Annotated in this window: 16 protein-coding genes; 9 read left to right on the top strand and 7 right to left on the bottom strand. The window is 34.5% G+C overall.

The genetic code is table 11. From position 1 onward, the window contains the following. Positions 1 to 7: 7 nt before the first annotated feature. From BLT30_RS12965 to BLT30_RS12935, 7 genes are all read right to left on the bottom strand, one after another. On the bottom strand, positions 8 to 373 hold the full coding sequence (locus BLT30_RS12965; protein ID WP_089873965.1) for a four helix bundle protein: 366 nt from the start codon (positions 371 to 373) through the stop codon (positions 8 to 10). 51 nt (positions 374 to 424) lie between these two features. Beyond that, on the bottom strand, positions 425 to 2824 hold the full coding sequence (locus BLT30_RS12960; RefSeq protein WP_089873964.1) for a 3-hydroxyacyl-CoA dehydrogenase/enoyl-CoA hydratase family protein: 2400 nt from the start codon (positions 2822 to 2824) through the stop codon (positions 425 to 427). A gap of 8 nt (positions 2825 to 2832) precedes the next feature. Continuing rightward, complete coding sequence (locus tag BLT30_RS12955; RefSeq protein WP_074235605.1) at positions 2833 to 3285, bottom strand: MarR family winged helix-turn-helix transcriptional regulator; 453 nt, start codon at positions 3283 to 3285, stop codon at positions 2833 to 2835. A gap of 144 nt (positions 3286 to 3429) precedes the next feature. Further along, positions 3430 to 4377, bottom strand: coding sequence for an ABC transporter ATP-binding protein (locus BLT30_RS12950; RefSeq protein ID WP_089873963.1), 948 nt, complete (start codon positions 4375 to 4377; stop codon positions 3430 to 3432). A gap of 77 nt (positions 4378 to 4454) precedes the next feature. Beyond that, positions 4455 to 4832: a GxxExxY protein gene (locus tag BLT30_RS12945; RefSeq protein WP_089873962.1), complete on the bottom strand. Its 378-nt coding sequence runs from the start codon at positions 4830 to 4832 to the stop codon at positions 4455 to 4457. 82 nt (positions 4833 to 4914) lie between these two features. Then, a complete protein-coding gene (locus BLT30_RS12940) occupies positions 4915 to 5883 on the bottom strand; it encodes a FecCD family ABC transporter permease (RefSeq protein ID WP_089873961.1) in 969 nt (322 codons plus the stop codon). A gap of 13 nt (positions 5884 to 5896) precedes the next feature. After that, positions 5897 to 6532: a TlpA family protein disulfide reductase gene (locus BLT30_RS12935; protein WP_089873960.1), complete on the bottom strand. Its 636-nt coding sequence runs from the start codon at positions 6530 to 6532 to the stop codon at positions 5897 to 5899. A gap of 85 nt (positions 6533 to 6617) precedes the next feature. Between BLT30_RS12935 and BLT30_RS12930 the strand changes: the two genes are divergently transcribed. From BLT30_RS12930 to BLT30_RS12890, 9 genes are all read left to right on the top strand, one after another. Next, positions 6618 to 7745 carry a 2Fe-2S iron-sulfur cluster-binding protein gene (locus BLT30_RS12930; RefSeq protein WP_089873959.1) on the top strand — a complete coding sequence of 376 codons (1128 nt, stop codon included), beginning with the start codon at positions 6618 to 6620 and terminating at the stop codon, positions 7743 to 7745. 69 nt (positions 7746 to 7814) lie between these two features. Beyond that, positions 7815 to 8372 carry a SanA/YdcF family protein gene (locus BLT30_RS12925; protein WP_089874344.1) on the top strand — a complete coding sequence of 186 codons (558 nt, stop codon included), beginning with the start codon at positions 7815 to 7817 and terminating at the stop codon, positions 8370 to 8372. Positions 8373 to 8470: 98 nt separating this feature from the next. Continuing rightward, a complete protein-coding gene (locus tag BLT30_RS12920) occupies positions 8471 to 9034 on the top strand; it encodes a hypothetical protein (RefSeq protein ID WP_089873958.1) in 564 nt (187 codons plus the stop codon). 99 nt (positions 9035 to 9133) lie between these two features. Beyond that, entirely contained in the window at positions 9134 to 9751 is a 618-nt protein-coding gene (gene udk / locus BLT30_RS12915; protein WP_027382217.1) for a uridine kinase, read from the top strand. A gap of 16 nt (positions 9752 to 9767) precedes the next feature. Beyond that, on the top strand, positions 9768 to 10118 hold the full coding sequence (locus BLT30_RS12910) for an FtsB family cell division protein (RefSeq protein ID WP_089873957.1): 351 nt from the start codon (positions 9768 to 9770) through the stop codon (positions 10116 to 10118). Between the two features lie 5 nt (positions 10119 to 10123). Continuing rightward, on the top strand, positions 10124 to 11290 hold the full coding sequence (locus tag BLT30_RS12905; RefSeq protein WP_089873956.1) for a methylmalonyl-CoA mutase family protein: 1167 nt from the start codon (positions 10124 to 10126) through the stop codon (positions 11288 to 11290). A gap of 79 nt (positions 11291 to 11369) precedes the next feature. After that, positions 11370 to 11813, top strand: coding sequence for a DinB family protein (locus BLT30_RS12900; RefSeq protein WP_089873955.1), 444 nt, complete (start codon positions 11370 to 11372; stop codon positions 11811 to 11813). A gap of 86 nt (positions 11814 to 11899) precedes the next feature. Continuing rightward, a complete protein-coding gene (locus BLT30_RS12895) occupies positions 11900 to 12919 on the top strand; it encodes a pseudouridine synthase (RefSeq protein ID WP_089873954.1) in 1020 nt (339 codons plus the stop codon). Positions 12920 to 12961: 42 nt separating this feature from the next. Next, positions 12962 to 13600, top strand: coding sequence for an alpha/beta fold hydrolase (locus BLT30_RS12890; protein WP_089873953.1), 639 nt, complete (start codon positions 12962 to 12964; stop codon positions 13598 to 13600). The last annotated feature ends 10 nt before the right edge of the window (positions 13601 to 13610 follow it).

Here is a 13610-nt window from a genome sequence, read left to right as displayed (position 1 = left end):
GTCAGATTTAAATATTAATGTTTTTCTTGAGATTTTCTTTGAAGACAAAAAGCATTTTTTGAATTTCATCCAACTTATTTAGCAGTGATTCATTTACTTCTATGGATATGAAATTTAATCTTTCACAGATAATAAGTTGGGTTTGAAGTTCGTACGAAGAACCATAAGCGATATTTAAAAAATGATAAAATTCTTTTTCTCTTTCTCGTCCAGCACCTTCTGCAATATTCGAAGGAATAGAAACTGCACATCTTTTGATTTGAGAAGACAAACCATATTTTTCTTCAATCGGCATAGTCGCTAAAGCCTTATAAACTTCAATTACTAAATCAATAGAATCATTCCAGATTTTTAATTTTCTAATATTGTGCATATTCTAATTGTTTTTTATCAGCCTCTTGTCTCCGGTCTTAAAATCTCTTATCTAGTTTCTGAGTGGTTTTCCAGTTGTCAACATCGTCTGAATTCTTTCAAGCGTTTTTCTCTCGCCGCAAAGTGAAAGGAATGCTTCTCTTTCGAGGTCTAAAAGATATTGTTCGGAAACTTCAGTCGGTTCGGAGAGATTTCCGCCGGTCATTACGTAACCGATTTTGTTGGCAATCAATCTGTCGTGTTCTGAGGCGTAACCGCCGGCAACCATTTGGTCTGTCCCAACATAGAACATTCCCATTGATTCTTTTCCTAAAACTTTAATTTTCTCAGGAACTGGTGGTGTGTAGCCTAATTCGTCCAAAACAATCGCCTGACGTTTTGCTTCCGCAATCTGGCGGTCTTTGTTGACGACGATGATATCTTTGTCGGTCAAAATTCCCATTTGCTTAGCTTCGTGAGCAGAAGTTGCCACTTTTGCCGTCGCAATGTTCATAAAGTAATTTCGCAAATGATTTGTTTTAACATCGTCTGGAAGTGCACCTTTCAAAGCTCTTAAAGCGAACTCTTTCGTTCCGCCACCGCCTGGAATCAAACCAACACCAACTTCCACCAAACCGATATAAGTTTCTGCAGCTGCAACAATTTTATCTGAATGCATCGAAAATTCACAACCGCCACCAAGCGTCATTCCGAAAGGTGCCGCAATAACTGGAATTGATGAATATCTTAGTTTCATTGATGTTTGTTGGAACAAGTTAATGGCCATATTCAGTTCGTACCAATCCTGCTCAACAGCCATCATCATTACCATTGCTAAGTTGGCTCCAACAGAGAAATTATCAGCCTGATTTCCAACCACCAAACCTCTGTAATCTTTCTCAGCAATGTCAATCGATTTATTAATGCCTTCCAAAACGCCTCCTCCAAGAGAATTCATTTTTGAACGGAATTCGAAGTTCAAAATGCCGTCACCTAAATCAATTAACGCAGATTCTGAATTCGACCAGATGGTTTTTTCTTTTCTGATATTATCAAGAATAATGAACGCATCCAAACCTGGAATTGGTTCGTAAGTTTTTGTATTTTGATTGTAGAATAACTGCTTTCCGTTTTCCAATTTGTAGAAAGATTCGTTTCCGGAAGCCAGCATTTCCTTAACCCAATCAGCCACTTTATAACCTTCGCTTTCTACCAAATCGATTCCTTTTTGAATTCCTAAGAAATCCCAGTTTTCGAATGGTCCATATTTCCAGGCATAACCGGTTTTCATCGCATCATCGATAGAATAGAAAACATCGGTAATTTCAGGAACTCGCTGAGAAACATAAGCGAAAAGTGAAGCATAATGTTTTCGAATCAATTCGCCGGCTTTGGTTTGGTCTTTCAACAAAATTGGCAAACGATTTTTCAAACTTCCGGCTTCTTTCGCCGCCTTTACGATTGGAAGTTTTGGTTGTTTCGTCGGTTCATAACCAAGCGTTTCATAATTAAGAACAAAACGGTTGACATTTCCGCCAGCATCTTTTTCTTTATAATAGAATCCTTTTTTAGCTTTATCGCCAAGGAATTTATTTTCAATTAAATGATTCAAAGTTTTGGAATCTTTAAGCGCCTGAACCATTTCATCATTTTTAAGATTCGCCTGAAGTCCTTTTGTTACATTGAAAGCTGTGTCCAAACCAACCAAATCTCCCAATTTGAAAGTTCCGGTTTTTGGACGATTAAGCAAATCACCTGTCAAAGAATCTGCTTCTTCAATAGTCAAACCGATTTCCTCAGTCAGCTCCATAATTTTCGCCATCGAATAAACACCGATTCTATTTCCTATAAAGCCTGGAGTATCTTTACAAAGTACGGTTGTTTTTCCAAGGAATTTTTCGCCGTAAGACATAAAGAAATCAATCACAGATTTATCCGTTTTCGGACCTGGAATTACTTCAAATAATTTCAAATATCTTGGTGGATTAAAGAAGTGAGTTCCACAAAAATGCTTCTGGAAATCTTCTGACCTTCCTTCTGACATCAGATGAATCGGAATTCCTGATGTGTTAGAAGTTATCAAAGTTCCCGGTTTGCGAAGCTTATCAACTTTCTCGAACATCGATTGTTTGATGTCCAATCTCTCAACAATCACTTCAATCACCCAATCCGAATTTTTGATTTTCTCCAAATCATCTTCGAAGTTTCCAACGGTGATTCTGGAAGCGAAAGATTTATCGTAGATGGGCGAAGGATTGCTTTTCAGAGCGGTATCAAGATGGCCTTGAGCCACGCTGTTTCTGAATTTTTTACTTTCTGGATTTACGCCCGTCGCTTTGTCTTTTTCGGACAACTCTTTCGGAGGCATATCCAACATCAAAACCTGAATCCCGTTACCAGCCAAATGACAGGCAATTCCGGAACCCATCACGCCGGAGCCGAGGACTGTAACGTGTTTTATTTTTCTGTTCATTATTAGAATTATTTTTTATGATTAAGTTCGTTTGCTATTTTCAGAATGTCTGTCATCACTTCTTTGAAAACTTCAAATTTCTCAGGAGCAATTCTTTCCAAAACTTTTTTATTGAAATTAAGAACTACTTCTTTTGATAAGTTTCTGGAATTGATACCTTTATCAGTTAATTTGATAATGACTTCCCGCTTATCAGTTGTGGTTTTTTCTTTGTAGATATAACCATTGTCTTCAAGAAGTTTGATGATTCTTGTAAGGGAAGTAGGTTCTATAGCCATTTTGGGACCAAGGTTTGTACTTCTCGTTCCTTCTTTCGGGTCAATTTTAAGTAATGTAAGTGCTTGAACTGCAGTTGAGTTATACAGAGATGCCTGATCCGAATACATTTTCGAGACCGCTAACCAAGCCGACTTTAACATCAAGTCAATACTTTCGACTTTTTCTGAATTTTTCTTTTCCATAACTGGCATATTGAAGTGCTTTATACAAATATAAAAAAAATACTATGCATGCATAGTATTTTGATATTAAGTTATTTAAAGTGTTGATTTACAGATAATTAATTATTATGCAAATCTTATTAAATAAAATTAATGAAAATCTATTTAGTAGGAAATACTTGTTTTAATCAATGTTTGCAGAGACTGTTTAATTTCTTGAAAACTATGACAATTATCATGAAAATTCTCCGAATTCAGTTCCCAAAATTCATTTTTAAACGTCAATTTAAATTTTCGCAAATCCTGAGAGAAGTTTTTTTGTAAAAAAGAAAACATCATTTCTTTCTCTAATTTCGGTGCATCAATTTCCGGAGAATGAAAAGTTTTATTAAAATCTAAAATTTTCGGCGTTATCAATTCAGAATTGTTAAGAATCACTTCTTCAGAAATTCCACTGACGAGTTTTTGGCCTCTTATCCACCAGATTTTATCGGAAAATTCTTTTGCCAGTCGCCAATCGTGGGAAGAGAAAAGAATCAACTTGTTTTCAGATTTTGCTAGATTTCTGAGAAGTGATAAAATCATTAATTTGTTTTCTTCATCTAGATGTGTTGTCGGTTCATCCAAAATAATAAAAGGTGAATTCTGGGCCAATGCTCTTCCAATAAAGGCTTTTTGGAGATTTCCGTCTGATAACTCGCTTAATTTTTTGTTTTGATATTCTGATAGATTGAGGTTGTTGATGATTTCAGTAATTTCCTGTTTATCAATTTCATTTAACTTAAAATAATAAGGATAATGAATGTATTTTCCGAGCGAAATTAAATCAATGACAGTATAATTATCCGGAATTTCAGCTTTTGAAAAAACAATGGCAATCTGAGACGCTATTTCGTTTGGATCAAGTTTTTGAATGGACTTTCCATTGATAGAAATTTCGCCTTTCAAAAGCTTGTTTTGTCCAAGAATAGATTTGATTAAAGTCGTTTTTCCAATTCCGTTGTTTCCCATTAACAGGCAAACTTCGCCTAATTCCAAAGACGAATCAATCTCCGAAACCAATGGGTTTGAATAGCCAATTGTTGCTTGTTTTATTTCTAAGAAATACTTCATATTCTTTTATCGCAAAGGCGCAAAAGTTCTTTATTGTATTATTTTTAAAAGTCGCAAAGATTTATCTTCGATAAGTTTTATATGTTATTTACAACTCTTTTTATTCCGTTTTTATAATAATCTGTTCTGAAATTCATTAATAATCCTAATTTACAATTCGTCATTTTGAGATAAGTTAGAATTTGTGCTTTATGCACATCATTCAGATAATCAACAGTTTTTATTTCTAAGATTAATTTATTTTCTACTAATAAATCAATTTTAAAAGCATTCTCAATAACCAAATCATCATAGATTATTGATAATGATTTCTGTTTTTCAACTTTTAATCCAATTTTTTTGATGTCGTGGAAAAGACATTCTTCATATACGCTTTCAAATAAACCTGCACCGAGTTTTTTGTAAATTTTAAATCCTAAATCAACGACAATTTTTGCCAATTCATTTTCATCCATTGTGTGTTTTTTTATCGAAGATAAAAAACTTTGCGACTTTCATCAGTTTTAAAATCAATTTTTTGTGCCTTTGCGATAAAAACTATTTATTATTTTTCATCAACATCAACAATATCACAGGAATCCCAAAAAACGTCGTGATTATATTAATCGGAAACTGACTCAACTCAGAAATAATCGAAAAAATCTGCATTATAAAAATGCCCAATATCATATTCAGAATCCATTGATGCCAAAGTTGCGCTGGATTCCAGATCATTCTGCAAAAATGAGGGACGACAACACCAATAAATAAAATCGGTCCTAAAAAAGCCGTAACCGAAGCAGAAAGTAGGGAAGAAGCTACAATAATGCTGATTTTAAGCTTGGATTGACTGATTCCAAAACTTTGTGCATAAGCTGTTCCAAGCGCGTTTCCAATTAATGGTTTTATGGATTTGAAAGTGAAAATAAGTCCAATGATAATTAAAACTGTAAGAATCAGAATTTGAATCAAATTTGCTTGATTATTTGCTCCAAAAGTCCATAAAATATAGTTTTTCAAGCTTTGACTTTCCACATAAAACTGAAGAAATGAAACCACAGCACCAGCCAAAGCCGAGATCAAAAATCCGAAAATAATGATGAAACTTTTATCACGAAATCGATTTGAAAATAACAGCAAAATCATCATTAGAACAATACTTCCTATGATCGATGATAAGCTGATGAAACTATTTTGTAGAAAATCAGGAATCAGAATATTCTGTGAAAAGAAAATATAAAAGGCAACAAACAAACTGGAAACCGAAGTGATTCCTAAAACATCCGGACCGGCCAAAGGATTCTTGAAATATTCCTGCAAAAGGAATCCACTTGTCGGAATCGCAATTCCTGTCAAAAGCATTGCCAAGGCCCTATTGATCCTGAATCCTGCAATCTGAAAATTCTCGGACCCTGAATTGATAAAATCAGAAAAACTGAGTTTTGCAAAACCAATATTGAGATTGATGAAAAACGCAATAATCGCAAAGAGGATTATTAAAATCACCAAAACAGGAAAACGTTTCATCAAAAATTAATTATTATTTCAAAGATTTTTTAGGACTGGAAATCATTGCTTTTTCTTTATTATCAATAACTTTCGCAGAAGTATTATTGGCTAAAAGTTTCTCGATTTTCTGATTCAGCATTTCTTCTGTCATAGAACCAACGGTTTCATCAGACTTATCACCTTTTCTGATTAAGGTAAAAGGAATGGCTTCTCCGTTCCAGGATTGGAAATTTTGCTTGAAAAAATCTTCCTTCAAAAGCATTCCGTCCAGAAGAATGACATTATTTCTGATATCATATTCATCGGCAAAATCGCTGACATCCGTTGCCCAATCTGTTTTGTTGTCAAGGCTCACAAAAGTGAACTTTACAGGTTGATTGGTCAATTCCTCCATTTTTTTTCTGAAATGCGGAATTTCCTGCATACACGGTCCGCACCAGGTCGCGAAAAAGTTGGTCACATAAAGTGTATCAGAATGATTGGACTTTAAAACTTCCGTGATTTTTTCAGGAGAAAGTTCCGTCAGCTTTGCAACATCAGCTTCCGGTTTTGTTGGCTCAACTTTTATCGAATCTTCTTTTGCCTCGACTTCAGCCACTTTTTCATCATTTTTTTTACAAGCTAAAAGGCTGAGTGATAAAACGGAATATATCAGGAATTTTTTCATAGATTATTTTATTTAAAGTTGAAAACGAAGCTTTGCTATTTAGATTTTTTCTTTTCTCAAATTTGATTAAATTTGATTCTTGACAATGGAGAATCAATTAACAATCGCAAATCAACCTCAGTTTCACAGGCTAAAAATAGCTAAAAAACGGCAACTTACCAAAAATGCGTTTGCGTTGGAATTAGCGATTCCTGCGGAGCTGAAACTGCAATATCAATATCAAGCCGGGCAATATGTGACGCTGAAATATCACTTCAACGAAAAAGAAATTCAGAATGATTATTCTTTCACATCTGCACCTTTTGAAAATAAAATTGAATTGGCCATCAAAATCAATGGCGATGAAAGCTCAACCAACTTTTTATTCGAAAGTTATCAGATTGGTGATGAAATATCTGTGAGTGAACCTCTTGGACGATTTTTCATTCCCTCAAGACCGAACGAAAAAAGAACAATTCTGGCTTTCGCATCCGGAATTGGAATCACTCCGATTTTCAGTCATATCAAAAATATTCTTTACGAAGAGCAATTTGCAAGAATCTTTCTTTTTTATGGGAATAAGAGCTATGAAGATATTGTTCTGAAGCAGGAATTGGAAGATCTACAGAAAGAAAATGTCGGAAGATTCCAAGTTTATTATTTTCTGTCACAAGAACCTATTAAGGACAAACTTTTCCAGGGACGATTGGACGAGAGGAAAATTTCTTTGATCATCAATCAGATTCTCCATTTGGATGAAGAGGATGAAGAATCGACAATTTGGGACAGTACAGACAAAGTTTTGATCTGTGGTCCCGGAGCAATGATAAAATCCGTTGCGAATGCTTGTTACAATCACGGGGTCCCGAAGAAGAATATTCATTTCGAATTGTTTGAGGCTTTTAATGAAGATATTTACCCAACTGAAAAAGAATTTCCTCTGATTGAAAATGTGAATGTCAAAATCAAATTCAATCATATTGAAAAAGACGGAATTATTCTGAAAAATAACGAACGAAAAATCCTTCAGCAATTATTGGATCTGGGTTACAAACTGCCTTATTCCTGCAAATCGGGAATCTGTGGAAGCTGTCTCTGCTATCTGAAAAATGGAGAGGTGGATATGACAGAAGACGAATATCTGACCGAAAATGAGAAACTTCAGGGGAAAATTTTGCCTTGTGTTTCCATAGCGATGAGTAAAGACGTATATTTAGATTTTGATTTGCATTAAAATATGTTCAAAGCGCTTACAAATATTTTAAAAGTCCTTTTCAGACTTTTGGAGCTGGGGATTTTGCTGATGGTTTTAGCGAATTTCTGGGTGTATGCGCTTACCAGTGGAAGAACTTATACCAAAATCAGCAAAGTTCCGCCGAGAGATTGCGCTCTGGTTTTGGGAACTTCCCCAAAGATGCGTTCAGGTGTCGCAAATCCTTATTTTGTGGCGAGAATGGATGCTGTTGGAACGCTTTATCATCACGGAAAAATAAAAAAAATCATCGTAAGCGGAGAGAAAAGTGAAAATTATGACGAAACCGAAGCAATGACGAGATTCCTTGTTTATAATGAAGGTGTTCCGGAAAATATAATTGTCAAAGATCCAAAAGGTTTCAACACGCACAAAAGCATTTTGCGTTGTAAAAATGTTTACAAACAGAAAAATGTCATCATCGTCTCACAAGGTTTTCATAATCTGCGAGCATTGTTCTTTGCCCGAAATAATGGAATGAATGCGCTTGGATTCGATGCGCAGGATGTCAGCAAGAATGAGAGTTTCTACAGAAACCATACCCGTGAATTTTTTGCCAGAGTTTTGGCAGTTTTCTATTATGTTTTGGGAATTTCTCCTGAAGAATAGTTTCTATCAATCAAGACCATTTCTCTGTAAAATTTCACACAATCCATCTTGGCAGATTCTTTGTAACTTATATATTGAAAAGTATAAAGGTCAAAGAAATGAAAAATTCAATCAAAATATTAATGACAGTTTTTGCAATGAGCTTGGTCTCGTGTGTTGCAACGACAGATTCTTATGGATATAACGACCCTTACTCACAAGGATATTCAGATGGTTACAGAGCGGGATATTATCAGTCTCCAGATGGTTACTGGTATGCTCCAAACATAGTTTATTATGATTATAACGGAAGTTACTATAGGAATGGCAACGTTTACAATTACAATAATAGAAGCAGAAATACGGTAATTGTTTCTCCAAGAAGAAGTTCTTTGCAGAATCAAATCCCAAATAGCGTACGTTCTCAATCAAATAGTATAAGAGTTCAACCCAATAATGTTAGAACTCAGCAAAATAATAACATCAGGGTTCAACCAAACAACATAAGAACTCAGCAGAATAATAACATTAGGGTTCAACCGAACAATGTAAGAACTCAACAGAATAATAACATTAGGGTTCAGCCGACTAGAAGAGAGTCTAATAAAATCAAAGTTGCACCTCAGAAGCAGGAACAGTCACAACCGCAAATCAGGAATAATGATAATTCTGGAAGAAGATAATAAAGAAAGCTGTAAATCACAGCTTTTTTTGTGGAAGGAATTTTAAGTTTTATTTGATCCCGAAAAAAAAATTATACTATTTTTGTAAAAAATGTAGAGATGCTCGTGATAGGAATTGCCGGAGGAACAGGTTCCGGAAAAACAACCGTTGTTAATAAGATTCTTCAACAACTTAATTTAGAAGGTGTTAATGTACTTTCTCAAGATAATTATTATCACGACAATCCCAACCTTACTTTATCTGAAAGAGAAGTTCTCAATTACGACCATCCAAAATCAATCGATTTTGAGCTTCTGTTAGAACACGTTAAAGCCCTGAAAAATCATCAGAGTATAGAACAGCCGATTTATTCTTTTGTGACGCATTCCAGAACGGGCGACCATGTTACTGTGGAACCAAGAAGTGTTCTGATCGTGGAAGGAATTTTAGTTTTGACAAACAAAGAATTACTGAAAGAATTTGACCTGAAAGTGTTTGTGCACGCAGATTCAGATGAAAGATTGATCCGAAGAATCCGCAGAGACACTCAGGAAAGAGGAAGAGATTTGCAGGAAGTCCTGCATAGATATCAGACAACTTTGAAACCGATGCATCAGGAATTTATCGAGCCTTCTAAAAATGAAGCAGACCTGATCGTTCCTAATATGAAACAAAATTCTGTTGCAATAGATTTTTTAACGACAGTGATTAACAATTCACTTAAAAAAGTTCATTAATCTTAAATCATTCATTATGAAAGAACTAATCAAAGATATCAAGAAAAAATCGCCGACACTTAAGTTTTTCCAGACTTACGTGTTCAACAAATATGTGTTGACATTGGTTGGATTTTTGGTCTGGATGATATTTTTTGATAGCACTTCTTTTCTCGTTATCAATGAGTTGAATGGTGAAATCAAACGCTATGAAAACCAACGCGAATTCTACAAGACAGAATACGAAAAGAATGACAAGTTCTACCGTAAACTGATGAACAACAAGCAGGAAAAAGAAAAATATGCCCGTGAAAATTACTTTATGAAGAAACCTAACGAGGAAATTTTCATCTTAGTAGTTGACAGTTCTAAAATTGCAAAAAAATAAACAAAATGAGTTTCATAGAAAATACTTTAGAAGATTGGGAAAAGCTTGTGAAAAAGCAGCTCAAAACAGAAAATATTTATGAAATTCTTTCTAAAGATAATCTCGAAAACATTACTGTAAAGCCTTATTATCAAAATAATTCTGAAACCAAAATCCTTCCGAAATTTGAAGAAAGCACACATCTTGTTGCAGAGTATCAGGATGGTCTGGAAGAACAGGCTTTTGCTTTTCTTTTGAATGAAAATGTTGAAAATCTTGAAGAAAAAGCAATTTTTATCAACAATCAAGATTTGGCAGAACATATTTTAACGGTAGATTCCAATCGGTATTTTTCTTTGATCGATATTTTTTCTGATGACAAAGCTGCTGAAATTGATGAGCATTTGGCTGGCGAATTATTATCAAAAACTTTCGAAAGACAGATTGGCGTTGATGTAAGTCTGCATCAAAATGCTGGGGCTTCTATCATTCAGCAATTGGCTTTTGCATTGGCAAAATCTAAAGAATTAACAGAGAAATTCGGTTCGGAAATTCTTGAAAAATTGGTTTTCCGGTTTGCAATTGGTTCCAATTATTTTTTCGAAATTGCTAAAATCAGGGCTTTCAAATATCTGTTCAATCAGTTGTCTAAGGAATTTGAAAAAGATTTGATTCCTTATATTTTTACTGAAACTTCATTTAGAAATAAAGCTAAAAATGATGCGGACAATAATCTGATTCGTTCAACTTTAGAATTGGCTTCTGCAATGATAGCTGGTGCAGATGCTGTTTTTTCTAATGATTATAAATTTGATGATTCGTCAGAACTTTCCAAAGAAATTTCATTCAAACAACAGATTGTTCTGGCTTACGAGAGTATCATCAATGTTTTTGAAGATGCGTCTTCCGGAAGTTATTTCGTGGAAGATATTACACGGCAATTCGCTGAAAGATCTTGGAAATTGTTCCTTGAAATCGAAGAAAAAGGTGGTTATCTTGAATCATTAAAATCAGGAGAAATTCAAAAAATGATCTTCCAACAGGCTGTGAAAGAACAAAGCTGGGTAGAAGAGGGGAAGATCAAATTGATTGGTGCCAATCTTTATCCCAAATTAGAGGCGAAGAAAACAGCTAATGAACTTTATAATGTTGATGAAATCAAGAAAGTTCGTTTGGCAGAAATGTTTGAATGATGAAATCGCCATTCATCAAAGCGGATAAATAAATACCAATGAAGATTGAGGCGATACTAAAAATAATAAGTATTTACATATGAAAGAACATTTCATTGATTTATTAGAATATAATTCTCATTTTAATCAGTTGTTGATCGAATCCTATCTTGAGAACAAAGATTCTTTTAATGAAAAAATGATCTCGCTTATCAACCATATTCTCAATGCGCAACAGATCTGGAATTCCAGGATTATTATTGGACCTTCATTCGGAGTTTGGCAAATCAATCCTGATGAAAAACTTTTGGAAATCAATCAATCAAATTTCAAAAACAGCATCAAAATTCTAAACGAAAGAAACCTTGATGAAATCATCGTTTACAAAAATTCAAAAGGAGATGATTTCCAAAATTCTATTCAGGGGATTTTATTCCATTTTATCAATCATTCTACTTATCACCGCGGTCAGCTTGCGATGCTGATGAAGCAAGCTGGACTAGAACCAATCAATACAGATTATATTTTTTACAAGAGAAATTAGAATTCCATTATTCTCAATTTTCGTAAATATTAGTTCATAATTCGTAACTCTTAACTAAATCACTATCTTTGCAAAAATTTTAGAAAATGAGCGGAGACGGAAATCAATCAGGTAGAAACAAAAAACCAAGAACTTCTGGAGGTAGCAGACCTTCCGGAAACTCCCGTAGCTCCAGCAATAGCAGAGGTAATTCTGGCAGTGGAAAATTTTTCGGAAATTCTCGTGGACCTAAGACGACAAGAGGTGGCGACCGCTTCGACAGTAGAGATAAATACGAAAATGGTGATAGAAAATTCGGTCCGAAAAAACCTTTCAACAGAGCCGAAAGAGATGAAGATAAAACCAAATCTTTTATCCAAAAGAGAAGATTTGAGAAGATAAATAAAGAGGTTTTCAAAGATACCATCAGACTTAACAAATATATTGCGAATTCTGGAATTTGCAGTAGGAGAGAGGCTGATGAGCTCATTACACAAGGTCTTGTGGAAGTTAACGGAAAGGTGGTGACTGAAATGGGTTATCAGGTTCAGAAAACGGACAGAGTGGTTTTTGACGGACAAAATATCACGCCGGAAAAACCAGTTTATGTTCTGTTGAACAAACCAAAAGGTTATATCTCTACAACAAAAGATGATAAAGCGAGAAAAACGGTAATGGATCTGACTGCGAACGCTTCTCCATATAGGATTTTCCCGGTTGGAAGATTGGACAGACAGACTACTGGTGTTATTCTTTTAACGAATGACGGTCATATGACAAAGAAGCTGACACATCCGTCTTTCAATATGAAGAAAATCTATCATGTCACACTGGACAGAAAATTATCAATCGAAGATTTGAAATCGATTGGTGAAGGAATTCGTTTGGAAGAAGGTGTTGCAGAAGTTGACAGTATCTCTTTCATCGAAGGGAAACCTAAGAATGAAGTGGGAATCGAGATCCACATCGGTTGGAACAGGGTTATCAGAAGAATCTTCCAAAAACTAGGTTACGAAGTGGAAGCACTGGACAGAGTAATGTTTGCTGGATTGACCAAGAAAAACATCAAACGAGGACACTGGAGAATCCTTACGGAACAAGAAGTGAACAACTTGAAAATGTTATAAATTAAAAGACTGAAAAATTTCAGTCTTTTTTTATATTTATGTATGAGTAAAATTTATGTTTTCAGTGGTTTAGGAGTTGATGAAAGAGTTTTTAACAATATTGACTTTGGAACTTTGGATGTTGAATTCATAGATTGGATTCAACCCTTGGAAAGGGAAAATTTGGAAAATTATGCGCTTAGAATTTCGAAGAAAATTACTGCTGAAAATCCTATTCTGATCGGTTTGTCTTTCGGAGGAATGCTGACTGTCGAGATCTCAAAAATCATTAAAGTTGAAAAGTTGATTCTAATTGCTTCTGCAAAAAATAAGTTTGAACTTCCATTTGTTTATAGATTATTTGGAAGACAGAATCTCGTCAAATTAATTCCAAAAAAGATTTTCAAACAACAAAATTCCCTTACCAATTGGATTTTTGGAATCGAAACTGATTCTGAAAAACAACTTTTAAAAGAAATTTTACAAGATACAGAACTTGATTTTTTCTCTTGGGCAATCAATGAAATCGCAAATTGGAAGAATGAAAGTATTCCTGAAAACTGTTTTCATATTCATGGAAATAAGGATAGAATAATCCCTATCAAAAATGTGAAAACTGATTTTGTGATTGAAAATGGAGGACATTTTATGACCGTAAATAAAGCAAAAGAGATCCAGGATATTATTTTAAGTTTAATTTAAAACAAAAAAA

This window comes from Epilithonimonas hungarica (assembly GCF_900102265.1).
GTDB lineage: Bacteria > Bacteroidota > Bacteroidia > Flavobacteriales > Weeksellaceae > Epilithonimonas > Epilithonimonas hungarica.
This window is presented reverse-complemented; position numbering and strand designations above follow the sequence as displayed.